Here is a 25,349-nt window from a genome sequence, read left to right as displayed (position 1 = left end):
CGCGTGTCAGACCACGGCACAATCGGGGCGTGCCACCGACATCGCAGCGCATCCGTGTGGTGCTCGCGGATGATCACCAGCTGGTCCGCGAGGCGCTCGCGCGCTTGCTCGACAGCGAGCCCGACATCGAGGTCGTGGCTACATGCGCCGATGGAGACGAGGCCTTCACCGCGGTCGTGCGCGAGCGCCCGGACGTGGTCGTGCTCGACGTTTCGATGCCGCGGCGGACGGGGCTGGAGGTCGCGGAGCTCCTCACCGAGTCCGACGCCGTGCCTGCGGAGCTCCGAATCGTCATCTTGACCGCGCTGCGGGCCCCGGAGCTGGCCCGTCGGGCGTTCGAGCATGGGGCCCAGGCGATCGTGCTCAAGGACGACGCGTTCGCGGATCTGACCGAGGCGATTCGCTCGGCCGTGATCGGGCAGGCGTTCGTCAGCAGCGCGCTCGGAGGGGCGGTGCTCGAGGCCGAGGCCACGGGTCGCGTCTTGCTCAGCGCGCGCGAGCTCGAGGTCCTGCGACTGATCGGCCAGGGCCTGACCAACAGGCAGATCGGGGTGGCGCTGTCGATCAGCGCCAAGACGGTCGACAACCACCGCACACGAATGATGCGAAAGCTCGACGCTCACGCGGTCGCGGATCTGGTCCGTCATGCGATCCAGATCGGGTTGGTCGAGGCTTGAGCGCGAGCCTGCTGGCGCGGATCTTCGACGCCATCGTCCCCAAGTCAGATGGGCTGCACGTGGGTTTCGAGCGCTACGCCCAGCGCCTCGCCCAGCGCAACGGCGTGGTCTTGTGCGGGGCATTCTTCATCGCCACGTTGCTCGGCTGGCCTTCGGATCTGCTGCTGTTCCCCGATCGCCCGGAGCTCGTCGACGCGTTCACTCGCTGGCGCATCCAGATCCTGATCATCACGGCGCTTGCGATGGTTGCGCCGCGTGTGGTCGCGCGCCAGCCATCGCTGACCTCGACGGTAATCGGCCTGATCGGGGTCGCCCTCGCCGTGTCGACGGGGGTGATGCTCGCGGCCGCGGGTGGGCCCGATCGGCCATGGTTTCACACCTCCTACATCGCGCCGCTGGCGATCCTGCCCCTGAGCCTGCCGCTCGGCGCCCGCGTCCTGATCACGGTCATGGTCAGCGCGGCGCTCACCGGCGCGTACTTCGTCGCGGAGCCGGCGTACCTCGGGGTCGACGGCCTCGGGACCGTGGCGATCGTGATGGTGTTGACGACCGTGATCGCCTGCGTGCTCGGGCACCTGCAGTTCCAGTTGCTCGGGCGCTCCTATGATCAGCAAGTCCTGCTCGCCAGGACCAACGAAGATCTCGAGCGTCGCGTCTTCGAGCGGACCCGTCGTCTGCGTCAGCTCGCGGCGCACCTGCAGCACAGCCGCGACCAAGAGCGGCAGCGTCTCGGACGCAACCTCCACGACGAGCTCGCGCAGCTGCTCACGGCGATGCGCCTCGAGCTCAACTTGACCCGGCGCGAGGCTCCCCCCCACACGGCCAAGGCGCTCGACACCATCGACGGGATCGTCGCCCGCCTGTTCGACGCGAAAGAGCGGCTGGTTCGTTCGCTCAAGCCGCTCGCGTTCGAAGAGCTCGGCTTCGCCGGAGCGCTGCGTCAATACGCCGACGAGTTGCGTGAGCGCTCGCAGCTGCAGGTCGAGCTGCAGCTCCAGCTTGGTGAGCCGCTGCCATCAGAGGTCATCACGATTGCGATCTGTCGGATCTTGCAAGAGGCGCTCAGCAACGTCGCACGTCACGCGAAGGCCCAACGCGTGCAGATCAGCGTGCGCCAAGTCGACGTGTTCGTGGAGCTCGAGCTTCGCGACGACGGCGTCGGCTTCGACCCAGCGAAGGTGCCGGAGGGCCACTTCGGGCTGCTCGGGATCGGCGAGCGCGTCGAGGCCCTGGGCGGGCAGATCTCGATTGAGTCGAAGCCGGGTCAGGGCACACGGATCCGCGTGCGGCTGCCTCCGGCCTCTGCCGACGCTTCCTATGTGTAGGTCAGCCATCCGCGGTCGACCCCGGTGAGGGACCGACCGCGGCAGCCAACCTGGTGAAGTCAGCGAAAGCCCAGCTGGGCGGGCGGCCCCTCGAGCGGTGCGGCGAGCCCAGACACGGGTGGCGCTGGCGCGCCAGCGTTGGCCTCTCCGTCGAGCTCGACCCAGTCCGTGAGATCCTCATCACCATCGAACTCACCGTTCGTGCAACACAGCAGGTTCTGGTCGCGCTCGGCCTGGCTGATGATGGCGTCCGCGCGCGAGGTGATGCCACCACGGGCCTGGAACTCGGCGAGCAGATCGTCGGAGATGAAATCAAACCATGACAACAGCCGGCGCTGACCGTCGATCTCGGTGCTCACGGCGATGCCCGAGTAGGTGTCGCTGCCATAGTGGGTGCCGAGGACCTCGCCTTCGAGCAGCATCGCGCCCACGGCCAGCGGTGACTCGAGCTCGATATGCCACAGCAAGAAGTCGAACTCGGGGTGCTCCGTCGAGCGGATCTGCACGCGCGTGCCGAACATCTCCTCTTCGACCGCGATGACCTCGCCGGCGATCGGCGAGCGGATCTCCACGGTCGCCCAGTCCACCTCATCCAAGGGGTGGTGGTAGTGCTTCATCGCTCGGCAGTACTCGAAGTCGTCGGAGTAGTCGAAGCCGATCGTCGACCGGTACTTGCTGATCCAGCCGATGTCGTCGAGGTCGATGTAGCTGGTGTCGACAAAGTGCGGCCAGTCGTCGGCGGGTGGGTCTGGCAGCGGCCACGGGGCGGGGTTCGGGCACTCTTCGATGTCCGTCGCCCACTTATCGACCAGGTGCTGCTCGATCTCCGCGCGGTCGCTCTCGGGCAGGACGCCAGCAAAGATCACCAGCTCGGCGAGCTCGTAGTCGACCGCGTACGCGCCCGCGTAGCCGTCCCAAGCGTACAGCAGCATGCCGAGCCCGACTCCGTCGGAGCCCTCTGTGTAGACCTTGCTCTCGTCGGTCATCTGACCGCCAGCGAGCCAGTGGCGTCGGCGGTCGTCGGGGGTCCCCTCCAGCACCAGCGACGACACGACGCGCGTGCCGAGCGCGGCCCCAGTCGGGGTGTGCGAGCGCTTGTTGAACCCGTTCTCCTGGGCGACCCAGATGTTGGGATAGCCGCCGAGCCGACGGACCACGGCGAACGCGGTGATCGCTTGGTGTGTCGAAGGCCGCAGGTCGAGATCGCGGATCTCCATGAAGTCCTGCTCGAAGCGAACGGCCGGCCGGCCGCCGAACGCGCTGGTGTCGAGCTCGGCCTTCTTGCTTGGTGCGTAGGCGATCGCGTGGTGATCGTGGCCGCTCTTGTCGCGCCACTCGTCGATCTCTTGGCCGTCGACCGCGGGCTCCGAGTTGGCCAAGGTCTGGGCGCGGTCGGCCCCATCGAGCCACAGCAGCAGGTCGGGCCCGCAGTCGAGCGGGTCGTCGCCGAGCCGCTCGACCGGGCCGCAGATGTTCCCGAGTACACGAAAGGCCATGTCGCGGTCCGGAGTGGGCTGGTACCCAAGCGAGTACGACATGCCGTCGGGGTACGGGTCCAGGCATGAGCCGTGGGCGCCCGACTCGCCCCATTCATGATACAGGCGCATCGTATAGGCGCCGGGCTGGAGCAGAGGCGCGTCGAGGAAGGTGAATGTCTGCCAGTCCGGGACCTCACCGGGGAGCTCGCCGTTGTCCCGGGGCAGCAGGTTGACGCGCTCCGACGTCGCGATCAGCGAGCCCCCGGGGCCGTCGCCTGTGGACAGCTCGACGCGCAGGTGGGTGGGGTCGTGTAGATGGGGGATAATCCACAGCTCGATCGCGTCGAGCGAGGTCGCGTGTGAGAGCAAGAAGCTCTGCGAGACCGTGCCGCTGTTCGCGAGCGAGTAGCAGCCCTCGACATCGACTTCAATGATCACCTCGCTGTCGCCCGACAGCCCGGATCGGATTGCGTCGTGGGTATTGGGCTCGTCGCTGTCGCAGCTGGTCGCGAGCGGTGCGGCAGCGGAGAGGGCAACGAGCATCGCCGCCCGCTGGCCTCGCCCCCGGGGAAACATCTGGTGTTGGTTGCGCATGCTTCACTCTGGGCCCGGTCGGTGATCGGTGCGATGAGGTGAAGCCGCCGTGGCCGTGGGGGTGAATCCCTCATTCGGCGATCGACCTGTGGGGTTGACTCAGTAATCGTCCGCGTCGTCGTCGGAGTCATCGAAGCGGATCTTGGCGACCAAGCTGACAGCAGCCTGCGACTCGTCACCCTGCGACACCCGCACGAACGCGTCGCGGTCGAGGCTCAGCAGCTTCGCGCCGTTGGGCCCGGCGCGAACGGTCGTCGGTCGCGGGCGGCCGTCGATCAGCCCGATCTCGCCGATACAGTCGGGCGCCTGGATCACCCGCAGCACCCGCGGCTCGCCCATCAGGCTCTCGGCCAGCTCCTCGAGCGACCCCGACGCGACCAGGAAGTAATTCTCTGCTGGGTCGCCATGCCGGAACAAGGTCGTGCCGGCCTCGAGCTCGAGCTCGAGCACGTGCCCGTGGCGACCGAGCCGAGGCATGCGCCGACCCGTGTCGAACAGCTGGGCGATCAGGGCGCCCGCGTGGCGACGCACGGCCAGGTCACCGAGCTCGCGGGCGGTGATGTCACTCTCGACGACCGCGCGGGCGAAGGTCTCTTCGTCGACGCTCAGCAGCGTGACCGGCCCCTCGGCGCGGACCGTGGCGACCCGCGGCAGCCCATGCAGGATCCCGATCTCGCCGACGACCTCGCCCGGCCCCAGGGTTGCGAGCTCGACCACCTCACCGTCGCCACGATCGGTGGAGACCCGCAGCTTGCCGTCCAGGATGAAGTACAGGCAGTCGGGCTGATCACCCTGGGCGAACAGCAGCTCGTCGTCGGCGAGCGTGACCTCGGGGGCCCCGTCGATCGCGTCGAGCATCGCGGCCGACAGCGAGTAGCGCTGGGTCGGGCTGCGACGACGCACGCCGGGCGGCGGCGCGACCGTGCGCCGCTCGATGACCCGCATCTGGTGTTTGGGGTCGGGCCCCGGCAGCGCGTCGAAGATCGTGTTGAGCTTGTACGGTGCCTCGAGCTTCCAGCGGTACAGCACGCTGCCGACCACGACCATGGTCAGCGCCTCGAACACCCCCTGGGCGACGCACGCGTGGTGGCCCAGGCCGAACGGGTTGTAGACGTAGCGCTGGCGATCCTCGCCGCGCTCGGGCGAGTAGCGATCGATGTCGAAGCGCTCGGGGTCAGGAAAGAACTCGGGCAGGAAGTGCGTGGCCGACAGCGGGGTGAACAGCCGATCCCCGACCTCGAATTGATACCCACCAAACTCGAACGGCTCGCCGACCGTGCGCTGCAAGGTGACGGCGGTCGGGAGGATCCGCAGGGTCTCCTTGACGGCGGCCTGGGTCGCCTCCATCGAGGCGATCTCTTCGAGCGTGAGCTCGTCGTCGGCCATCACCCGATCGATCTCGGGCAGGACCTGCTCGAGCACCTCGGGGCGCTGGACCAGCTGCATCAGCACGTGGTTGATGACCCGCCCGGCGTAGACGCCCATGTTCTTGAACGGGATCTGGCCAAACACCACGCGCTCGCGCGCGGGCAGGGGCGAGCCGTCGGGCAAGGTGCCGCGCAGCAAGAAGTCGAAGTAGTCGGGAGCGCGGTCGCGACCGGGCGGGGTCTGCTCGTGCTCGGCGAGGCGCTGCTCGATCATGCCGTCGAGCGCCTCGCGGGCCCGCTTGGTGCGGCCGAAGTTCAGCGCAGCCAGCGGCCACCCCAGCGCGAGCACCTGCGTGAACGAGATCGCGTACTTGCGGATGTCCTCGCTGTCGCCGTCGAGCTCGCGACCGGTAGCGAACAGCGAGATGCAGTTGAGCCCGATCCGCGAGGTCTCCTCGGTCACGCGGATCACCTGCCCCGGGCTCCAGCGATCCACGTACTCGCGCACCCACGACATCATGGCCGGGAGGTGCGGGTCCGCGGCTTGGCGTGAGAACCCCGGCGCGACCTGCCGACGAAGGTGACGCTGCAGCGCGCCCTCGGTGAAGCTCGGGTGTAGCTCCGTGCGCAGGACCTTGGGCGCCTTGGGGTAGGTCGCCTTTTGGTTGAACAGGTGCGCGCCCTCTTTTGCGACCAGCTCGTTGGCTTCGCGACCGGCGATCACGATCCACGGCTTGCGGTCGGTCGGGATCGCGACCCGGTAGACGGGGCCGAGCTCCAGGTACTTCTTGGGCCACCACGTGTAGGGATCGCTGCGCAGCTGAAGGGCCGAACGCAGGGGGATCTTGCTCGCACGCGGGGCCGTGCTGGCCAGCGGTAGGCTCGTCATCCGTCTGTCCTGGGATCTACCGCGACTCGCGGGCATCTGCCCAACTTCGGGGTCTCGACCGCGGTGCCCTCGAGTTCGGCGATTTGTTGCCACGTGCGGTCTGAGAATCTGTACAGTTGGTGATCATAACCCAGTGAACCGATCGACGGCGGCGCGGACCACCGACAACAGGAGCCAACCACCGTGATCCAAGACCCCAACCGATCCCCAGCGCCCACACGCCGCCCGCACTTCGCCCTCTACCCGAGCTCGGAGCTGCGTGGGCGGGCCCGACAGGTAGCGGTGGTCGGCTGCGCGATGGCTGCGTTGTTCGCGGGGCCGCTGCGTGCTGAGGCCGGCCAGCCGGACGCGCCGCAACCCACGCCTCCGGTCGCCAGCCCGACCTCGGCACCCGGCGTGGCGGTCGGCACGGAACCCGGGGCCGCCGTCCCAGCGCCGCGGGTCGACGACCAGCTGTCGCTCACGGGCCGCGCGCTGTGGGACGGGTTGCAGGATCAGCGCGTGATCCTGCAGCTGGTCAACGGGGCCCAGCTCGCGGGCACGATCGTGGCACACAGCGGCGCCGACCTCGCGATCGCTCGGGCCTCGGACGGCGCGGTGGTGTCGGTGCCCAAGGCCGAGGTCGCTGGGGTTCGGGCGCGACCTCGGGTGACCAGCGACAGTCGCGGCGACCTCCCGGTGGGGAACCGGCCGCTCGACTCGGGGCGCAAGCTGCATGGTGGTGGCGTCGCGCTGCTCTCGGTTGGTGTGCCGTTCAGTCTGGCGGGTACGGTCATGCTCGGGCTCTGTCTGTCCTGCCTCCACATTCACCTGCCGCTGTTGTTGCCAGGTATCGCGCTGGTCACGGGCGGGTCGATCGCGCTCAAGCGGTCCAAGCAGCGCAATCAGGCGTTTCGCCAGGCCTGGGGGATCCCGCTCGCGCGGCGCATGGAGCTGACGCCAATACTCGCGTTCGCGCGTGGTGGCGGCGAGGTAGGCTTCGCGCTGCGGTTCTAGATGTCTCTAGATGTCTGACGTTGCTCGCCTGTTCGTTGCCCTCGCCGTGTGGATGTTGGCGGTGCTGGCCTGTGCGCGCGTCAGCGGGCGCGACGAGCCGCGCGAGCGGTCGCGCTACCTCGGCGTCGGGATCGCAGCGATCGCCAGCGTGGCGCCGCTGCTGCTGCCGTCTGGGTGGATCGTGGGTCGGACGATCCTCGCGATGCTGGTCACGGTCAGCCTGGGTCGGGCGCTGGATCTCGCCCGGCGCCCCGCGGGGTTGTCGTTCTGGGGGCGCGTGTGGATGTTGACGGCGCTGTTTGACGTACGCGCGCTCCGGCGCCGTTCGTCGCGCTACGACCGGGCCGAGCTCGCGTGGTTTGTCGGCCACCTCGCGCTCGTGCTCGTGACCTGGGTCGCCGTCTTCGAGCTCGCGCCGGGTCTGCGCGGGGTCGGTCGCTGGGCGCTGCGGTGGGGCGTTGGCCTGGTGCTCTGCTACGCCAGCATCGAGACCGTGCACGCGCTGGTGCTGATGATCTACCGTGGCTTTGGCCTCGAATTTCCGCGGATCAACGACCGGCCGATCCTCTCGACCACGCTCAGCGAGTTCTGGGGGCGTCGCTGGAACCGGGCGGTGTCGGGCTGGCTCCACGACAATTTGTTCTTGCCGCTGGCGCGTCGCCGTCGCGCCACGCTGGGGATCTGTGCCGCGTTTGCGGCCAGCACCGCGCTGCATTTTTGGTTTGCGTGGGTGCCACTCGATCTCGTCGCCGGGGCGCTGATGGCCAGCTTCTTCGTCGTTCATGGCGCGGGGTTGCTGCTCGAGCGACACGTGGGCGTGGCTCGTTGGGGGATCGGCGCCCGTCGAGCGTGGACGGCCGCCTGGATCGCCGTGCCGTCGCCGTTGTTCGTGGAGCCAGCGCTGCGACTGTTGGCGGGCTTCATCCCGTCTTGATCCGCTACAATCTGGGGGGCCTGCGCGTGACAAGCTACACTTGCGTGAGGAACTGACATGAAGACGATTTTCCGAGTTTCAGGAGCGAGCTTGTTCACTGTCTTGTTGGCGTTCGGCTGCGGCGGCGACGACGTGGGGATCACCGGGAGCGGCGGCAACGAGACCAACGGCGACACGACCGGCACCGGGACCGACAGTCAGGAGGGGGCTGAGCAGGAAGGGGGCGACGGAGACGGAGACGGAGACGGCGACGGCGACCCGGGCGATGGTGACGGCGATCCGGGCGATGGTGACGGTGATCCGGGCGACGGAGATGGAGACGGCGACGGAGATGGAGACGGCGACGGAGATGGAGACGGCGACGGCGATGGAGACGGGGATGGAGATGGAGATGGAGACGGGGATGGAGATGGTGACGGCGACGGGGATGGCGATGGTGACGGCGACGGTGACGGAGATGGTGACGGGGATGGTGACGGCGACGGCGGCGTCTGCGATCCGGACCTGCAGGACACCCCCTGTTCCACGTGCATCAAGGCCAACTGCTGTGATGAAGCCGAAGCGTGCTTCAACGACGCGGCGTGCACCTGCGCGTACGACTGCGTACTGATGGGCGGCGATCCGCTGCAGTGTCAGGCCATGTGCAACGCGAACACCCCCGCGACCACGGCGTTGCTCATCTGCGGTCAGTCCAGCTGCGCCAACGAGTGCATCCCCTGAGTCCGCGGGGGCTCGAGCTGCCCGGCGCGCGGCCGTGTTCGATCAACGCGGCGCGTCGCTCGGGCGCTCGACGGTTGCTCGTCGGAACGGCGCTGGCGTCGGCGCTGGCCTGCGAGGGCCCGGCGCCAGCGCGTGACGTGAGCTACTTTCTCGAGCGCCTCCACAGGCTCGACGCGCTCCCGCTGCTCGAGCCCGGGCACGCGGAGCTGGCGAGCACGTACGACCGCGACGGCCTCAACGCGCTCGACGGCGCGACCTACCCGTGGGCGGACGGCCACCGCAACGTGTTGCTGTCCGTCGATGGGCCCGGCTGCATCCACCGGATCTCGACCGGGGACATCGCGGCGGTCGCCGACACCCGCGTCGAGATCATGCTCGACTACGGCGAGCTGCTGTCGATGACGGTCGGCGAGCTGTTCGATCCGGTCACGGGTCCGTTCGCGGGCGGCTTGGTCCACTCGGGGCCCTATCCGGATATCCACTACCCAACCGTGCGGATGCCGATCCCGTTCGCCGAGCACGCCGAGATCCGGCTGATCGACGCGGACCAGCGCTGGGGCGTGTTCTGGCAGATCGGCTACACCCGCTACGACGCCGACACCCCGATCGAGACCCTCACGCTGCCGCTCGATCCCGGCGCCGCGCGAGCGCTCGACGAGGCCGGGCAAGCGTGGAGCGACGCGGTCGCGGGTGCCCGGCGGCCGCAAGCGCCGAGCGTTCGCGTGACCGAGTCGCTCGAGCCCGGCGCCAGCCTGCGCTGGGAGGACAGCGGGTGCGGGACGATCGAGCGACTCAGCGTCGAGCTCGACCCGAGCCAGGCCGCCACCGCCTGGCGAGCGCTGCGGCTGCGGGTGATCTGGGATCGCGCAGACCAGCCCGCGATCGAGCTGCCGCTGGCCGAGTTCATGGGCGCGGGTGACAACGCCGACGAGCCCGAGGCTGAGTTTGACAGCCTGGTCATGGGCGCCACCCAACACCGCGCGTACCTGCGCCTGCCGATGCCCTACCGCGAAGCCGCGCGCATCGAGCTCCACAACGACGGTGACGCGCGCGTGGGCGTCGAGCTCGGGCTGTGGATCCGCCGCTGCGTCGAGCAAGATCCAGACTTCGGCTACCTCCACGCGCACGTGACCTCGGCCCCGGCCGCCACGCCAGCCAGCCCCCGCTCTGGACCCGCGCAGGTGCCCGTGCACCGCCTGTTCGATCACCGCGGCCGCGGCAAGCTCGTGGGGGTGCTGCTGCGGGTCGAGTGGCCGTTCGAGGATCTGTGGTGGGGCGAGGGCGACTGGCAGATCTGGACTGATCAGCCGATCGACGCGTGGCCGCCCCGCTATCACGGCACGGGCACCGAAGAATTTTTCGACGCCGGTTGGACGCACTTCGATCGCAAGGCCCTGGCCGGGGCGATCAAGGCGCGGCCGGGGCTGGTCAGTGTCTACGGGTTCATGCTCAACGACGCGTTCACGTTCGAGCGACAGCTGCGGGTGCAGGTCGAGACCGTGGGCCTGTGGCTCGGTGACCTGGTGATCACCGAACTCCATCCAACGTGGAGCAGCACCGTCTATTGGTACGACGAGCAGCCATAGCGGACCGTGGTGCAATGCCTCGCGTCGCCTCGCTTGACCTTTTCGCAGAGGATCTCTCCCAGCAGGTAACATCTCCCACCAGGAAACATCTCCCGTCGCACCAGATCGCGCTGGGCTCCTGACCCCCGGGGCCGTCTCCATCTCCATCTCCATCTCCATCGCCGGTGGTCGAGGTGTCAGTTTCGGTTCCGGTGGGCGGGGTCTTGGTTGGGCAAGCCGTGAGGCCGAGCGGAATCGAGCAGGGGATCGACGGTGTGTGAGTCGCCTTCATAAACTCCTATGTGGGAGACGGCGCAATCCGAATCCGAAAAATACGGATCCAATCTTCGGCGCACCAGCACCCATGAGCCATGAACCATTCTCTTCTTCCTCCCGTGCCCACCATCGCTCGACTCGCCTGTGTGGCGGGCCTGGCCGCGGTGGGCGTGGTCCTCCTCGGCGGCTGCCCGGGCTCCGGTTCTCCAAGCGGGACTGCCTCGACCACCGACACCACCGACACCACCGACACCACCGACACCGAAACCGACGCCGACACCGACACCGAAACCGACGCCGACACCGAAACCGAAACCGAAACCGAAACCGAAACCGAAACCGACGAGCCAGATTTGTGCGGCAACGGGACGCTCGATCCGGGCGAGAGCTGCGACGACGGCAACGACAGCAACTTCGACAGCTGCACCGAGCTGTGCCAGGAGCCGACCTGCGACGACGGGATCTTCAGCACCGGCGAGACCGATCTCGACTGCGGCGGCATTTGTGACGCGCTGTGCGATGACGGACAAATGTGCAACCAGTCCGACGACTGCGTGTCCGGCTGCGCCGACGGGACCTGCGTGACCGCGCTGAGCTGCGCCGATCTTGGAGCCCGGCTGCCAGACTCCGACACGTTCAATTACACGATCGATCCCGACGGCGACGACGGCTCGGGCGAGCCCTACGTGGTCTGGTGCGAGTTTGGGAATCAGCAGTTCGACTACGACGGCGGCGGCTGGACCTTGGTCCTGATCTCGGCCGACGACGGTGTCGACACCTGGACCTGGAACGGCCGCGAGTTACTGACCACCGATACCACCACGGTCGGCAACATCCCCGGGCCCAACGGCGCGGACTACAAGAGCCCCGCCTATCACGACCTTCCATTCACGGACCTGATGTTCCGCCACATCCCGTCCGGGGAGTGGGCGGTCTACAAGGACATCGGCGACGGCAGCGTCGACATCGGCGAGTTCATGGCCAGCCTGCCCTCGCCGCAGTGTGACGAAACTGCCGGCTATCCGATGGATCAGGGGACCGTCATGGTCCAGGACGAGCTATGCAGCACCGACCTCTACTTTCACTGCGGCGATCGTGACGGCTTCAGCGTCGCGCAGTGCGAGGCGCTGGCTGATCCGCTGCTGATGCGGCCCACCTACGGCCCATGCTGGAGCCGCGAGGGCAACAACGGCTGCCCGCTCGACGATACCGCCGGCTCGGGCATCGGGCCGACGACGGGCTCCCCCGACATCGAGGTCAACGGCCGCGGCTTCGGCTACGTACTCGGCCTCAACCCGATCGAACCCGCCAGCGACGGCACGGTGTGGTTCGAGATGCTCGTCCGCTGAGCTGCCGAGCGGGAGGCAGGGGCGGCTGGTGTGCCAAAGTAACCTTGCCTTCACTCGCCAAGGTACTTTGGCAGCATGTCCAGGCGCGCGTCGAGGTCGGGCTCCTCGGCCTCGGCTACGCGAGGCAGCTCGGCGATCCAGAGCGCGCCGCGTTGCTCGAGGTCGAGCTGCTCGACCACGTCTCGACCGCGCTGGACCTGGCCGGCGAGCCCGAGCGCGCTGAGTCCAGCTCACGTCAGGCGCTCGCCACACTGCTCGCGCTCGACGGCCCGCACGTGGTCCAGGAGGCCCGAGTCCGGGCGAACCTCGCGGTCGTGCTCAGCAACCTCGACCGCAACGCCGAGTCACAGGGCGAGATCGAGGACGCGCTGAGCCAGCTCGAGGCCGTGTGCTACGAGCGGGCGCTTGTGAGCCTCAACGCAGGCCGGCTCGAGGATTCATGCTCAACGACGCGTTCACGTTCGAGCGACAGCTGCGAGTGCAGGTCGAGACCGTGGGCCATAGTGCAGACGCGGAAGATTTGCACGATCGAGCGGCCTGAGCCCGCGTAAATCTCGCTGGCCTGGCGCGAATGCGGTGGGACGTTTGGAGATGTTCGCGTGTGCCCACGCGAACAGGGATCACGCCGTGTCACGGATCGTCTACGGAATCTATCCGAACCGCGAGGCAGCCGAAGCCGCCAAGCGCACCTTGCAGACAGCGGCCACGCACCGCGATCGCGAGCACGAAGTCGCGACCGCCGCGATTCATGAGCACGAGATCCGCCCCGAGGATCTGCCGCCGGCGGGCCGCTCCGTGCGAGAGGCGGGGTTGATCGGCGGTGTGTTCGTCGCGCTGTGCGTCGCCCTGGTGCTCGGCCTGCTGCGGAGTGGGGCGTTCGCTGGGGTCGGTGGACCCGACGCGCTCCTCGGTGTCAGCCTGGGTGGCGTCCTTGTCGTGTCGCTCGTCGCCGGCGTGTTCGGCGGGGTGGTGTCCGGCCTTGGCGGCTCGGCCGAGAACCGCGCCGAGTTTCGGCGGCTCGAGAACGCGGTGGCGACCGGCAGCGTCCTGCTGACCATCGAGACCACGCGCGAGCGGGTACGCAAGCTCGCGCGCGCGATGAAACGCAACGGCGCGCGCCGAACTGGATCGATCTGACAGGTATGAACGAGACATCGACTCCCCACAAACACACGCGGGCGCCACGGGTATCGGGTGCAGGTTTTCGGCTTGGGCGGGCATTCGGCGTGGAGATCCGGGTGGACTGGAGCCTGCTGATCATCTTTGCGCTGATCGCCGGCGAGCTCGGCTTGGCCGTGTTCCCGCGCTGGCACGCCGACTGGCACCCCGCGTTGATCTGGACCACGGCGCTCGCGGCCGCGCTCGCGTTCTTCGCCTCGATCTTGGCCCACGAGCTGTCCCACGCGATCGTCGCCAACGCCCGGGGGATCCCGGTGCGTGCGATCACCTTGTTCTTGTTCGGTGGCATCGCGCACCTCGAGGCCGAGCCCGACTCGCCGAAGTCCGAGTTCCTGGTCGCGATCGTCGGGCCGCTCACCAGCTTGGTGATCGGCCTGAGCGCGACGTTTGCCGCGCTGTGGCTCGCGGGTGATCCCTTGCGTGCGGCGGCCGCCAGCGGTGATCTCGAGGCGACCCATGCGGCCCTGACTCTGATCGGACCCGGCGCCACGCTGCTGCTGTGGCTGGGCCCGATCAACGTCCTGCTCGCGCTGTTCAACGTGATCCCCGGGTTCCCGCTCGATGGCGGTCGGGTCCTGCGCTCGATCCTGTGGGCCATCACCGGGAACCTGCGCAAGGCGACGCGCTGGGCCTCGCGCGTGGGCCAGCTGTTCGCGTGGACGCTGATGGCCTTCGGGGTGATCGAGCTGTTCGCGGGTGCCTTGATCTCGGGCTTGTGGCTGCTGCTGATCGGGTGGTTCCTCAACAACGCCGCGCGAGCCAGCTACCAGTATCTGCTGGTGCGCGAGGGGCTCGAGGACGTGCCGATCAGTCGCGTGATGCGGTCCTCGCTGGCGCGCGTCAATCCGGGGCTGAGCGTGGAGCAGTTCATCCGCGACTACGCGCTGCCGAGCGAGCAGCTGACCTTCCCGGTGGAGAGCACAGACGGGCGTCTGCTCGGACTCGTCAGCCTCGAGCAGATCGGCAACCTCCACAAGACCAGCTGGGCGAACACGCCGGTCGCCGAGATCATGCTCCCGGCCGAGAAGCTGAGCACGCTGCCGGCCACCGCCGAGGCCGGGCGCGCGCTGAAGCAGCTCATGCGTGGCGAGGTCGATCCGCTCGTGGTCAGCGATGGCGATCACCTGCTCGGGCTGGTCAGCCGCAGTGACTTGCTGCGCTGGCTAAACGTGCACGAGCGGGCCGAATTCACGGGTTCTTAGGCAGATTCTCGGGTTCGCCCCGATCTTGCCGCGTTGCTGATAAATTCGGCACATGGCTCGATCGCATGCCCGTGTTCTGGTTTTGTGCTGTTCGTCCGTGCTCGCGTGCACGAGCGGCGGACCCGACGGCGCCGAGACTGACGCGGCCGAGACCGCCGACACGAGCAGCGGCGACGGAGACGGCGACGGCGACAACCCGGGCGACGGCGACGGCGACGGCGACGGCGACGCCCTGCGCCCCAACTGGCACCAAGACGTGGCCCCGCTGGTGACCGAGGCGTGCCAGGGCTGCCACACCGACGGCGGCATCGCCCCCTTCGCCATGCAGGACTACGCTCAGACCGCGCCATGGTCCGCGATCATGGCTGACCAGGCCGAGCAAGGGCTCATGCCCCCGTGGCACGCGCTCGAGACGGCGCAGTGTCAGCCGCCGATGCCGTACAAGCACGACGCCCGTCTGACCGACGCGCAGATCCAGCTGCTGCGCGACTGGGCCGATGTCGGCAGCCCCGAGGGCGATCCGGCCGACGCCGCGCCGCTGCCCTCGCCGCCCAACCTCGACCTCGCCAACCCCACGACGACCGTGACCATGGGCTCGCCCGTGTCGATCGACGCGCAGGGCAACACGCTCGACTTCTTCCACTGCCTGAGCCTCGACCCGGGCAACCCCGAAGACGTGTACCTCGACGGCATTCAGCTGATCCCGGGCAACCGCGAGATCGTCCATCACGTGCTGATCTACGTCGACGAGGCCGCCGCGTCGGCGAGCTGGCCCGGCGGGGTGCTGCAAAACTGCGGGGGTGGCTCTGGCGTCAGCGGCCAGCTAATCAGCGCTTGGGTCCCCGGCGGACTACCGATGGAGCCGCCCGCGGGCGTCGGGATCAGCTTGCCGGCCGGGTCGCGCCTGGTCCTCAACGTCCACTATCACGCGACCGGTGGCGGGCCCACGCCCGACGACGGCACCGGCCTCGCGCTGCGCTGGAGCACCGACAAGCCCGAGTACGGATCGATCTTCACGTTGCTTGGCGCGCCCGGGGCCGGCACCTCGCTGACCGGGCCGTTCTCGATCCCAGCGGGCGCGTCGGACCACGTCGAGGAGTACGAGTGGGTCGTGTCCAGCAACGGCAACGCGTTCCCCGACAGCGTCGAGGCCCGGATCTGGGCGGTCGCCAACCACATGCACCTGGTCGGGGTCGACATGCGCGCGTGGATCGAAGACCGCGACACTGGCGAGCAGACCTGTCTGGTCCACACGCCCAACTGGGACTTCAACTGGCAGCGAATCTACGAGTACGACGCGCCCGCGAACCAGGGCGTGCGGGTCAAGGCCGGCGACATCGTGCGGGTCCGGTGCGCGTACGACAACAGCATGAACAACCCGGCGCTGGTCAACGCGCTCGCCGAGGTCGGGCTCGACACCCCGATCGAGGTGAACCTGGGCGAGGGCACCCTCGACGAGATGTGCCTGACCGCGGTCGGGGTCGGCATCAAGGGGCTGTGACGCGGCGCCGCTCAGGCCCGATAGCGGCGCATGTACTGGCGCATCAAGAACCGCCGAAACCAGATGTTGAAGCCCGCGAGCGGGAACACCAGCCGGCCATACACGATCAACGATCGCCCCCCGATGCTGACCCCATGCGGAAAGTCGGACCACAGCGGGTGCGGCTCGAGCGGTGGCACGCCGTCTGGGTAGTCGGGCGGGTGCCGGGCGAGGGTGAGGATGTTGGCGGCGATCGTCTTGGCCGCGAAGATCGCCTCGATCGCGCGCTGCATGGTCGGCCAGCGACCGTCGCCGCCGTAGACCCGGGCGACGTCGCCACCCGCGAACAGCTCGGGGCGCTCAGTCGAGCTCGACACGCACTGCAAGGTCGGCCCCACGCGCAGCCAGCCGTCTTCGGTGTGGGGTAGATCGATCGCTGCGAGCACAGGCGGCGGCTGGAGTCCGCCAGCCCAAAACCCGAGCGCGCAGGGGATCACGCGCTCGCCCTCAGGTCCGTGGACCGTCGCCGAGTCAGCGCCGACCGAGACCAGCCGGGTGCCGAGCAGCAGCTCGACGCCCTGAGCCCGCAGCGCGGCCTCGGCCCGCTGGCCCGCGCGCGGCGTGAGCCCGGGCAGCAGGTGGTCGCCGCCGTGGACCATGACGAGCTTCGGTGCGCGCCAGGTCGACGGCCGCGCCTTCACCAGGTGCGCGAGCTCGCCCGTGATCTCGACCCCCGAGATCCCGCCGCCGACCACCAACACGCTGGGCGGCTCACCCTCGCCGGCCAACACCCGCTGCAGCGCCGCGCGACACTGCTCGAACTGCGCCTTGGACTTGTACGCCAGCATCCGCGCGCCGCCCGGCAAGCTCGCGGGCGCGCGGATCTCCGAGCCCAGACCAAACACCACGAAGCGCGCACGAAAGCGGCGACCGTCGTCGAGCTGGGCCTCGTGGGCGGCAGCGTCGAAGCCCACCAGCTCGCCCTGGACCCAGCGCACGCCCGGCGCCGCGATGGCGAAGCGCTCGGTCTCGAGTTCGGTGTCGCCCGCGACGGCGTAGGTCATGCGCTCGGTCAGCAGCTCGTGGCCGAGCGGAATGTACGGGTGCGTGCGCTGACGATCGATGACGATGACGCTGAGCTTGCGCCCGCGGCGGTGGTTGCGAACCAGCCGCAGCAGCTCGACGCCCAAGAAGCTGCCGCCGAGGATCAACAGGTCCGCGTCGTACCCGTTGTCAGTCATGTCCGAACACGAACACCTTGTCGCGCACGCTGGCCGGGAACCGGTCTTGCACGACGCGCTCGGCGAACGCTCGCGAGTGACGCAAGCTGCGGTGCACCAGCACCAGCGCCTCGCCCTCGAACTTCTCGACGTGCTCGATCATCTCGTCGACGTGGGTGTGGCCGTAGCCTCGCGTCGACGCCACGTCGCGCTGCTGATCCCAGGCCGTGACCTCGTGGACCAGCACCTTGCAGCGGCGCATCAGGTCGCTGCTCAGGAAGGTGTCGATCGTGGTGTCGCCGGTGACGCACAGCAGCGGGGTCACGACCTCGTGGGTGATCGGCACGCCCTGGGCCCGCAGCTTGGCCAGCTCGTCTGGCGGGCGACCGCGGTAGGCGTCGTCGAGCCGGTGGGTGGTTCGCTCGATCGCCCACGCCAGGCTCGGGACCCGGTGCACCGTGCGGATCGCCGTCGCCGTCAGATCGCGGCCGATCTTGAACCGCTCGCCGGGCTTGGCCGGGCGCAGCTCGTACTCGTACTCGAAGCCCTCGATCTGCGACCACGCGCCCAGCACCGTGTTCAGCGGCGCGACGATCTCCTCGGGGACATGCAAGATCGCCGGCCGCAGGCCCATCATCTTGCGCTGCGAGATGTAGTAGTGGATCCCGGCCAGGTGATCATTGTGGCCGTGCGAGACCAGCACGCGATTCACGTTCAGCGCCCCGTGGGGGACCATGCCCAGGTCGAACATCAGCTTGAGCTCGGGCACGCGGATGTTGGTCTCGACCCCGCCCTGGCTGATTCCCACCAGGTGCAGGTTGCAGACCTCGAGCTTGTCTTCGGGCGGGCGTGTCATCAGCTTTGACTGTCCCGGCCGGTCTCGGCCGCCTCCTCGACGAGCAACACGAACTCGCGCCACACCGTGCCCTGGCCGTGCTCCTCGGCCAAGCTCGCTGTCGCCTCGGCGCACTCGCACGCCTCATCCCAGCGGCCCTGCTCGAGGTGCTCGACTGCATCGCGGGCCAGCTGCTCGGCCTCGGCGGCCGGGTCATCGTCTGGATCTTCACAGGTCCACGTACCAGCCGCCCGCGCGCAAGCCTTGCGAGCTGCCGTGATCGACCGGACCGTACGAGGATCAGCGAACTCCATCACCGCGGCTCCTATCCTAGTACGCCTTCGCCATCAGCACGCGCTGCTTGGACGGCTGGCCCGAGAAGATGCACACGCCCGGCTCTGGCGCCGGCCCCTGACCCTCGAGGGGGACGCAGCGGATCGTGACCTTGGTCGCTTCTTTGATCGCCAGCTCGGTCTGCGTGGTCCCGTCCCAGTGACACCACGCAAACTTGCTGTCCTCGCCCGCGAACGTGGCCAGGAACTGGTCCCAGGTGTCGAGCGTGACCGTGTTCGCCTCGCGGCGCTCACGGGCTTGCTCGAGCAGCGCGGCCTGGTAGTCGAGCAGGCGCTGCTGCGCGCTGGCGATGAAGTCGGCCTCCGGCAGGAACTGCTTGCCGCTGACCGCGGGCGTGTCCACGCGCATCTTCAGGCACACCTGGCCCTTCTCGAGATCCTTGGGCCCCAGCTCGATCCGCATGGGCACGCCGCGGCGCTCCCAGTCGTAGAACTTGGCGCCGGGCCGCAGGTCGCGGTCATCGATCACGACCTCCAAGAAGTCGCGGAACCGGGCCCGCGGGGTCGAAAGATCGATCTCGCTCAGCGCGGCCTTGATGCGCTGGGCCGCCTCGAGGACCTGGGCCTTTTGCTCGTCGGTGCGGAAGATCGGGATGATCGCCACGTGGATCGGGGCGACCAGCGGCGGCAGCACCAGGCCGGCGTCGTCGCTGTGGGTCATGACGAGCCCGCCGATCAGCCGGGTGCTCACGCCCCACGAGGTCTGCCACACGTACTCGAGCTCGCCCGCCTCGTTCTGGAATTTGACGTCGAAGGCCTTGCCGAAATTCTGGCCGAGGTCGTGGCTGGTGCCGGCCTGCAGCGCCTTGCCGTCTTGCATGTAGGCCTCGATGCAGGTCGTGTCCAGCGCGCCCGCGAACCGCTCGGTCGCCGTCTTGGTCCCGCGGATCACGGGCATCGCCAGGACCTGCTCGGCGAAGTCGCCGTAGACATCGAGCATGCGCCTGACCTCCTCGCGGGCCTCGTCGTGGCTGGCGTGGGCGGTGTGCCCCTCTTGCCACAAGAACTCGGTGGTCCGCAGGAACATGCGCGTGCGCAGCTCCCAGCGCATCACGTTGGCCCATTGGTTGATCAGCAGCGGCAGGTCGCGGTGCGAGTCGATCCACTTGGCGAAGAAGTGGCCGATGATCGTCTCCGACGTGGGCCGGATCGCGTAGGGCTCTTCGAGCTCGGCGCCGCCCGCCCGGGTCACCACCGCGAGCTCCGGCGCGAAGCCCTCGACGTGCTCGGCCTCCTTGGTGATGAACGACATCGGCACCAGCAGCGGGAAGTAGGCGTTGCGGTGGCCCGTGTCCTTGAAGCGCCCGTCGAGATCGCGCTGGATCTTCTCCCACACCGCGTAGCCATGCGGCTTGATGACCATGCAGCCCTTGACGACCTTGGCCGGCTCGGCCAGCTCGCCGAACCGGATCACGTCCTGGTACCACTGCGGGTAGTCGGCAGCGCGCGTGGCGATCGCAAGCTCGTGCTGCTTGCCCTGCTGCTTGCCCTGCTTCTGGCCCTGCTTTTGGCCCTGCTTGTGCTTCTGGCCCTCTTGGGACATGGGGCGGAGTGTCGCTGATTACGGGCGGGGCGCAAGGGCAGGCGCTGGGCCGGGGCGGCCGTGCTGTGTACGCTGCAACCCGTGACCCGCGCCGAGAAGGCCCAGAAGATCCTCGCCATTTTGGACGAGCTCTACCCTGATCCACCGATCCCGCTGCGTCATCAGGACCCGTTCACGCTGCTGATCGCCGTGCTGCTCTCGGCCCAGACCACCGACGCGCGGGTCAACGAGGTCACCCCCGCGCTGTTCAACGACGGCCCCACGCCAGCGACCATGGCCGAGCTCAGCACCGCGACGATCCTCCACCACATCCGCACGCTCGGACTCGCGCCGACCAAGGCCAAGCGGGTCAAGGCGCTCGCCCAGCAGCTCGTCGACGAGTTTGGCGGCGAGGTGCCCCGCGACTTCGCCGGCCTCGAGTCGCTGCCCGGCGTCGGCCACAAGACCGCCAGCGTCGTCATGGCCCAGGCGTTCGGCGTGGCCGCGTTCCCGATCGACACTCACATCCACCGGCTCGCCGCGCGCTGGGGCCTGTCGAGCGCGAAGAACGTCGAGCAGACCGAGCGCGACCTCAAAAAGTGGTTCCCCGAGTCACGCTGGGCCGACGCGCACTTGAAGATCATCTACTTTGGTCGTGAGCACTGCCCCGCGCAGTATCATGAGCTCGAGGGGTGCTTGATCTGCGGGTGGGCGGCCAGCAAGAAACGGATCACCGCCGAGCGTCGGACCAACGATCGAGCGCGCCGCGACGCCAGCCTGAGGCTCCGCGCGGCCGCGGCTGGCAAGTCGTGATCCCGAAGGCCAAGGCGACATTCTCCCGAGGCGCCCTGTGGGGGTCGAGGATTCCCTGCTAGGCTGCAATTGTGTTCCTCGCCGAGCCCCAGACCACCAAGTTCGACCTGCACTTCTCGGTCGGCAAGATCCCCGTCCGGGTGCACCCCATGTTCTGGTTGATCTCGATCATATTCGGCGCCGTCGCCGTGCGTGGCGCCAGCATCAACATCTTCGTGGGCATGGCGCTGTGGACCGCGGCGGTGTTCGTCTCGATCCTCACCCACGAACTCGGCCACGCGGTCACCGCCAAGGCCTACGGGTGGCCGCCGCGGATCGTCCTGCACAGCATGGGCGGCCTGGCGATCTTCAGCCCCGGCAGCCAGAGCCGCAAGCAGCGGATTCTCATCGACTTCATGGGCCCCGGCGCCGGCTTCATCTTTGGCGGCCTGATCTTCGCGGGTGTGCTGCTGAGTGGACACAGCGCCAACTTGCTGCCGGGGATCGGGGTCCCGGTCGGCAGCGGGCCGCCGCTGTCGGGTGGCGGTCGGCTCGAGCTGTTCGTGCTGTTCCTGCTCTACGTGAACATCTTTTGGGGGCTGATCAACCTGGTGCCCGTGCAGCCGCTCGACGGCGGGCACATCGCCAAGGCGATCATCGAAAAGTTCCGCCCGCGTGACGCCTGGCCGATCGCGCTCAAGCTCGGGATCGGGACCGCTGGTGTGCTGGCTGTGACGGCGTTGCTCGTCAGCGGCGACTTCTTCATCGCGATCATGTTCGGCCTGCTCGGCTACAACAACTACCAGATGTTGCAGCAGGTCCAGGCCCATCGCTGACAAGCCTAGAGCGTTCCGAGCACCTCGCCGCTCTGGGTCTCGCACTCGCTGCGGCTGACCTTGATCCAGCCCTTGCCCTCGCACGCGTTCTCGCCCGCGCACGCGTGCTCGATCCCCAGGTCCGGCTTGTTGACGGCGCACACGCTCTCGCCCGAGCAGCTGTTGATCCCGAAGCACTTGACGTCTTCGTCGGCGTTCGAGGCTGGCGCGGTGGCGGTGGGCTCGGCGGTTGGCTCGGCGGTTGGCTCGGTCTTCTTGCAGCCACCCAAGAACAGGGCGGCGGCGGACAGGGCGAAGGCGGACACGAATTGCTTGTTGTTCCTGGTCATGGCGTCGGTTCCAAGCTTGGCGGGCGTGAAGGCGCAGGGTCAAACGCCAACGCCGAACGACCGCGAGCGTTGCCCCTCCCAGGCTCTGGCCCCCATTCGCGTGGGGGGCCCCAGGTCAGTCGCGCCAGCACGGGCGACAAACCCGGCCGACGTGGCCGCACCCGCGACCAAGTTTGCGGGTCGCCCGATTGGCAGATTGTTCGACATGCTCGCGTGTACCTGCGTAGACTGAACGCTCGTTTGCGCGATGACGAGCCCGAAACATGGCACCGACCGGCCCTACATCGGGCATGGGGTCGGCCTGAGGACCCGGCACTACGCTCGCGCGCTCGACGGTGAGCTCGACGTCGACTGGGTCGAGCTCGTGAGCGAGAATTTCTTTGGTGACGGCGGGCGACCGGCGCGGGTGCTCGAGCGCGTGCGCGAGGCCATGCCTGTGGTCCTCCATGGGGTGTCGTTGGGGATCGGCTCGATCGACGCTCCAGACCGCGAGTACCTCGAGCGACTGCGCGCGCTGATCGATCGGGCCGAGCCCGCGTGGGTCTCGGATCACCTGTGCTGGTCGACCCACCAGGGCCTGCACAGCCACGCCTTGTTGCCGCTCCCGCTCACGCAGGCGAGCCTGGCCGCGGTCGCCGAACGGGTCGCGCGCGTGCAAGACGTGCTCGGCCGCCAGCTGTTGCTCGAGAACACGTCGAGCTACGTGACCCACTGCGGCGACGAGCTGCGCGAGTGGGAGTTCTTGTCGGAGCTGTGCGCTCGCACGGACTGCCTGCTGCTGCTCGATCTCAACAACGTGCTTGTCAGCTGCACCAACCATGGCTGGGATCCGCAGGAGTACCTCGACGGGGTCCCCGGCGAGCGCGTGTGGCAGCTTCACCTGGCCAACCACAGCGATCGCGGCCACTACAAATTCGACTCCCACCTGGGGCCCGTGCCCGATGACGTGTGGGCGCTCTACCGCGACGCGCTCACGCGCTGGGGGGCGATCTCGTCGCTGGTCGAGTGGGACGAGGACACGCCAGCGTGGTCTGTGTTGCGGGCCGAGCAGCGTCGGGCGGCGCAGATCGCCGAGCAGGTGCTCGACCAGCTGCCCGAGCACGCGCCGCCTCAGCCACGGCCCGCGCAGATCGATCTGGATCGGCTCCACGCCGAGACCCAGGCCACCGACACGAGCTCACTCGCCGCCGCCCAGGCGCTGCTGTGGAAGGTGATCTGCTTCCCGACCGGCGCCGCCGACATGCTCGAGTCCAGCCCCGCCAGCGTGCGCGAGGCGGTGGCGCGCACGTTCGCGGAGACGGACACCTTCGGCCGCGTCGAGCGGCTCGAGGTCTACGCCAACGACTATTACTGGCGGCTCGCGGGCGTGCTCGAGCAGCACTTTCCCACCGTCGCGTGGATGCTCGGTCACGTGCAATTTCACAACCTCGTGACCGACTACGTGCTGGTCAGCCCGTCGCGCGAGCCGGACCTGCGCCGCTACTCGCGTGACTTCCCGAGCTTCATCAGCCAGCACGAGGCGGGCGTGAATCAGCCCGAGCTGATCGAGGTCGCGTGGATCGAGCTCGACCGCGCGCAGATCCTCGCCGTCGCCGATGAGCGCCCGCTCGCGCCCGCGGACCTGGCCGAGATCGAGCTCGACAGCTGGCCGCAGCTGCGCTTTGTCGCGGGTAAGACCGTGCGCCTGCGCGCGACCACGCGGCCATTCTCGCCCATGTTCACGCTCTGCCGCGAGGGCCAGTCGCTCGAGCTCGCGCGCAAACATCACCCGCCCAGGCTTGGACATACACTGATCTGGCGGCGGGACCTGACCGTGTATCACCGCGACCTCGAAGCCAACGAGGCCGCGGGCCTGCAGGCGCTGCTCGAGGGCAAGTCCTTCGTCGAGATCTGCGTGGCCGCCTCGGGGGCGGGGATCGATGCCGACAGTCATGATGGGATCAATGATGCAGAAGCCGGCGACGCCGCGAGCCCCGAGCAAGTCGCTCGCTGGCTGCGGGATTGGGTCGAAGCCGGATTGATCGCGGCCGTGGCTCCCCACATCCCGTGAGTGCGGGCTGGCCCGCCGTGATAGCCTTCCCGCCGCCATGCAGATCTTTCGAACTTCAGTGGTCGTGTGCGCGCTCGCAGGCGTGGGCGCGTGGGGTTGCAGTGGCGATGACGGCCGCAACCTCAATCCCTTTCTCAGCGCGGGTGACGGTGATGGCGACGCCGAGACCGACAGCGGAGACGGCGATGGAGACGGAGACGGCGACAGCGACGGCGGCAGCTGTGGGGATGGCGTGGTCCAGCCCGGTGAGCAGTGTGATCTTGGCCCGCAGAATTCCGAGCAGGGCCAATGCACGCCGAATTGCTTCATCGCGTCGTGCGGTGACGGCTACGTGTACGAGGGCATCGAGGCCTGCGACGACGGCAACCCCGACAACACCGACGACTGCGTGGAGGGCTGCATGGTCGCCAGCTGTGGCGACGGATTCGTGCACATGGGCGTGGAGGAGTGCGACGACGGCAACGACATCGACGGCGACGAGTGCAACAGCCAGTGCATGCCCGGCACCTGCGGCGACGGGGTGCTCCAGGCTGGCGAGCAGTGCGACGACGGCAACGTCGACACCACCGACATGTGCCCAGCCTGCGATCTGGCGTTCTGCGGAGATGGCTACACCCAGGCCGGGGTCGAGGAGTGCGACGACGGCAATGATCTCGACACCGACGCCTGCCTGACCACCGTTTGTGCGCTCAACGTGTGCGGCGACGGCTACGTCCACGCGGGCGTCGAGGGGTGTGACGACGGCAACGACGATGACACGGACGCCTGCCCCACGAGCTGCGCCGAGGCCACCTGCGGCGACGGGTTCGTGCAGGCGAACGTCGAGGAGTGCGACGACGGCAACAACGTCGACGACGACGGCTGCGCCAACGACTGCACCGCCAACAACTGCCTGCAGGACTGGCTGGTCGGCGAGCTGCCCTGCAACCCGATCCACGGTCCGTGCCAGGACTCCGAGCCCGGCTACCACTGGAAGGGCTTGTTCATGCAGAACAACGTGCAGTACGCGTGCTGGTGGCACACCAAGAACCAGGGCTGGAACACCAGCTCCAACACCAACTTCTGGAAGCTCGCCGAGCACTTCTTGCTGAACACGGGGTCTGGGACCTCGAAGTGGTGCTACCCGTTCGCGTCGAATCCATGCAGTACCGGCGCCTGCGCGCAGGGGCCCGACCCGGCCAGCTACTTCATGCAAAACAACGTCGGCGCCTGGGGCTGGTGCGGCGGCAACCCGCTGGAGAGCGGCGGCTTCGTGTGTATCCCGGCGCCGATGGGTGTCGCCTGCGAGTGAGCGCTGGCGGGAGCGGGCCGATTGGGGGCCGCCGGGGCCTGTGACTGCGCGTCTGGCCAGGATGTTCGCGGAACCGATTCGGGCCAGACC

Annotated in this window: 22 protein-coding genes; 15 read left to right on the top strand and 7 right to left on the bottom strand. The window is 68.4% G+C overall.

What is annotated here, in order from left to right; translation table 11 throughout:
* Positions 1–29: 29 nt before the first annotated feature.
* Positions 30–677, top strand: coding sequence for a response regulator (locus tag ENSA7_RS38280; RefSeq protein ID WP_106094381.1), 648 nt, complete (start codon positions 30–32; stop codon positions 675–677).
* Positions 674–2,002, top strand: a complete 1,329-nt coding sequence (locus ENSA7_RS38275) for a sensor histidine kinase (RefSeq protein WP_106094380.1) — start codon at positions 674–676, stop codon at positions 2,000–2,002. The genes ENSA7_RS38280 and ENSA7_RS38275 overlap by 4 nt, the downstream gene beginning before the upstream one ends.
* A gap of 59 nt (positions 2,003–2,061) precedes the next feature.
* On the opposite strand, the gene ENSA7_RS38270 is transcribed toward ENSA7_RS38275, so the two are convergent.
* Positions 2,062–4,023, bottom strand: coding sequence for a hypothetical protein (locus tag ENSA7_RS38270; protein ID WP_146158623.1), 1,962 nt, complete (start codon positions 4,021–4,023; stop codon positions 2,062–2,064).
* 150 nt (positions 4,024–4,173) lie between these two features.
* Positions 4,174–6,330 (bottom strand): cytochrome P450, encoded by a 2,157-nt coding sequence (locus ENSA7_RS38265; RefSeq protein WP_181234514.1) that lies wholly within the window; start codon positions 6,328–6,330, stop codon positions 4,174–4,176.
* Positions 6,331–6,513: 183 nt separating this feature from the next.
* On the opposite strand from ENSA7_RS38265, the gene ENSA7_RS38260 reads away from it, so the two are divergent.
* The 9 genes from ENSA7_RS38260 (at position 6,514) to ENSA7_RS38210 (ending at position 16,052) form a co-directional block, all read left to right on the top strand.
* The gene (locus tag ENSA7_RS38260) at positions 6,514–7,326 is read left to right on the top strand and encodes a hypothetical protein (protein WP_146158622.1); all 813 of its coding nucleotides are present in this window, start codon (positions 6,514–6,516) and stop codon (positions 7,324–7,326) included.
* Between the two features lie 10 nt (positions 7,327–7,336).
* Complete coding sequence (locus tag ENSA7_RS38255) at positions 7,337–8,260, top strand: MBOAT family protein (RefSeq protein WP_106094376.1); 924 nt, start codon at positions 7,337–7,339, stop codon at positions 8,258–8,260.
* Between the two features lie 57 nt (positions 8,261–8,317).
* Positions 8,318–8,980 (top strand): hypothetical protein, encoded by a 663-nt coding sequence (locus tag ENSA7_RS44650; RefSeq protein WP_181234513.1) that lies wholly within the window; start codon positions 8,318–8,320, stop codon positions 8,978–8,980.
* Positions 8,968–10,566 carry a DUF2961 domain-containing protein gene (locus tag ENSA7_RS38245; protein ID WP_146158621.1) on the top strand — a complete coding sequence of 533 codons (1,599 nt, stop codon included), beginning with the start codon at positions 8,968–8,970 and terminating at the stop codon, positions 10,564–10,566. Before ENSA7_RS44650 ends, ENSA7_RS38245 begins: the two co-directional genes overlap by 13 nt.
* A 374-nt stretch (positions 10,567–10,940) precedes the next feature.
* Positions 10,941–12,170, top strand: a complete 1,230-nt coding sequence (locus tag ENSA7_RS38235) for a hypothetical protein (protein WP_181234512.1) — start codon at positions 10,941–10,943, stop codon at positions 12,168–12,170.
* Positions 12,171–12,214: 44 nt separating this feature from the next.
* Positions 12,215–12,721 carry a hypothetical protein gene (locus ENSA7_RS38230; RefSeq protein ID WP_146158619.1) on the top strand — a complete coding sequence of 169 codons (507 nt, stop codon included), beginning with the start codon at positions 12,215–12,217 and terminating at the stop codon, positions 12,719–12,721.
* A gap of 76 nt (positions 12,722–12,797) precedes the next feature.
* Positions 12,798–13,307, top strand: a complete 510-nt coding sequence (locus tag ENSA7_RS38225) for a hypothetical protein (protein ID WP_146158618.1) — start codon at positions 12,798–12,800, stop codon at positions 13,305–13,307.
* A 101-nt stretch (positions 13,308–13,408) separates the two neighbouring features.
* Positions 13,409–14,551 carry a site-2 protease family protein gene (locus ENSA7_RS38220; RefSeq protein ID WP_219908134.1) on the top strand — a complete coding sequence of 381 codons (1,143 nt, stop codon included), beginning with the start codon at positions 13,409–13,411 and terminating at the stop codon, positions 14,549–14,551.
* Between the two features lie 97 nt (positions 14,552–14,648).
* Entirely contained in the window at positions 14,649–16,052 is a 1,404-nt protein-coding gene (locus ENSA7_RS38210; protein WP_181234511.1) for a monooxygenase, read from the top strand.
* 11 nt (positions 16,053–16,063) lie between these two features.
* Here ENSA7_RS38210 and ENSA7_RS38205 read toward each other — a convergent pair whose 3' ends face one another.
* Genes ENSA7_RS38205 through proS form a run of 4 tightly spaced genes read right to left on the bottom strand, consistent with a single transcriptional unit; the run spans position 16,064 to position 19,982 of the window.
* Positions 16,064–17,272, bottom strand: a complete 1,209-nt coding sequence (locus ENSA7_RS38205; RefSeq protein WP_106094367.1) for an NAD(P)/FAD-dependent oxidoreductase — start codon at positions 17,270–17,272, stop codon at positions 16,064–16,066.
* Positions 17,265–18,107 (bottom strand): MBL fold metallo-hydrolase, encoded by an 843-nt coding sequence (locus ENSA7_RS38200; protein ID WP_106094366.1) that lies wholly within the window; start codon positions 18,105–18,107, stop codon positions 17,265–17,267. The genes ENSA7_RS38205 and ENSA7_RS38200 overlap by 8 nt, the downstream gene beginning before the upstream one ends.
* Positions 18,107–18,400, bottom strand: a complete 294-nt coding sequence (locus ENSA7_RS38195; RefSeq protein ID WP_106094365.1) for a hypothetical protein — start codon at positions 18,398–18,400, stop codon at positions 18,107–18,109. The genes ENSA7_RS38200 and ENSA7_RS38195 overlap by 1 nt, the downstream gene beginning before the upstream one ends.
* 16 nt (positions 18,401–18,416) lie before the next feature.
* Positions 18,417–19,982 (bottom strand): proline--tRNA ligase, encoded by a 1,566-nt coding sequence (gene proS / locus ENSA7_RS38190; protein ID WP_106094364.1) that lies wholly within the window; start codon positions 19,980–19,982, stop codon positions 18,417–18,419.
* 81 nt (positions 19,983–20,063) lie between these two features.
* Between proS and nth the strand changes: the two genes are divergently transcribed.
* A complete protein-coding gene (gene nth, locus ENSA7_RS38185; protein ID WP_106094508.1) occupies positions 20,064–20,774 on the top strand; it encodes an endonuclease III in 711 nt (236 codons plus the stop codon).
* A 71-nt stretch (positions 20,775–20,845) separates the two neighbouring features.
* Complete coding sequence (locus ENSA7_RS38180; RefSeq protein ID WP_106094363.1) at positions 20,846–21,589, top strand: site-2 protease family protein; 744 nt, start codon at positions 20,846–20,848, stop codon at positions 21,587–21,589.
* Positions 21,590–21,594: 5 nt separating this feature from the next.
* Here the strand turns inward: ENSA7_RS38180 and ENSA7_RS38175 are convergent, their stop codons facing one another.
* Positions 21,595–21,918: a hypothetical protein gene (locus ENSA7_RS38175; RefSeq protein ID WP_106094362.1), complete on the bottom strand. Its 324-nt coding sequence runs from the start codon at positions 21,916–21,918 to the stop codon at positions 21,595–21,597.
* Positions 21,919–22,165: 247 nt separating this feature from the next.
* On the opposite strand from ENSA7_RS38175, the gene bufB reads away from it, so the two are divergent.
* Together bufB and ENSA7_RS38165 are read left to right on the top strand one after the other, a co-directional pair.
* Positions 22,166–23,968 carry an MNIO family bufferin maturase gene (bufB, locus tag ENSA7_RS38170; protein WP_106094361.1) on the top strand — a complete coding sequence of 601 codons (1,803 nt, stop codon included), beginning with the start codon at positions 22,166–22,168 and terminating at the stop codon, positions 23,966–23,968.
* Between the two features lie 37 nt (positions 23,969–24,005).
* Entirely contained in the window at positions 24,006–25,259 is a 1,254-nt protein-coding gene (locus ENSA7_RS38165; protein WP_106094360.1) for a DUF4215 domain-containing protein, read from the top strand.
* Positions 25,260–25,349: the final 90 nt, after the last annotated feature.

It is taken from the genome of Enhygromyxa salina, from assembly GCF_002994635.1.
GTDB classification, from domain to species: Bacteria; Myxococcota_A; Polyangia; order Nannocystales; family Nannocystaceae; genus Plesiocystis; species Plesiocystis salina_B.
Note: the sequence above shows the minus strand (reverse complement) of the source record. Positions and strands in the feature narration are given on the sequence as shown.

Bases quoted from the DNA above. Each gene is read 5' to 3' on its own strand.
- ENSA7_RS38270 (WP_146158623.1), bottom strand. From the start codon at position 4,023: ATGCTCGTTGCCCTCTCCGCTGCCGCACCGCTCGCGACCAGCTGCGAC.
- ENSA7_RS38265 (WP_181234514.1), bottom strand. From the start codon at position 6,330: ATGACGAGCCTACCGCTGGCCAGCACGGCCCCGCGTGCGAGCAAGATC.
- ENSA7_RS38255 (WP_106094376.1), top strand. From the start codon at position 7,337: ATGTCTGACGTTGCTCGCCTGTTCGTTGCCCTCGCCGTGTGGATGTTG.
- ENSA7_RS44650 (WP_181234513.1), top strand. From the start codon at position 8,318: ATGAAGACGATTTTCCGAGTTTCAGGAGCGAGCTTGTTCACTGTCTTG.
- ENSA7_RS38205 (WP_106094367.1), bottom strand. From the start codon at position 17,272: ATGACTGACAACGGGTACGACGCGGACCTGTTGATCCTCGGCGGCAGC.
- ENSA7_RS38200 (WP_106094366.1), bottom strand. From the start codon at position 18,107: ATGACACGCCCGCCCGAAGACAAGCTCGAGGTCTGCAACCTGCACCTG.
- ENSA7_RS38195 (WP_106094365.1), bottom strand. From the start codon at position 18,400: ATGGAGTTCGCTGATCCTCGTACGGTCCGGTCGATCACGGCAGCTCGC.
- proS (WP_106094364.1), bottom strand. From the start codon at position 19,982: ATGTCCCAAGAGGGCCAGAAGCACAAGCAGGGCCAAAAGCAGGGCCAG.
- ENSA7_RS38175 (WP_106094362.1), bottom strand. From the start codon at position 21,918: ATGACCAGGAACAACAAGCAATTCGTGTCCGCCTTCGCCCTGTCCGCC.
- bufB (WP_106094361.1), top strand. From the start codon at position 22,166: ATGACGAGCCCGAAACATGGCACCGACCGGCCCTACATCGGGCATGGG.
- ENSA7_RS38165 (WP_106094360.1), top strand. From the start codon at position 24,006: ATGCAGATCTTTCGAACTTCAGTGGTCGTGTGCGCGCTCGCAGGCGTG.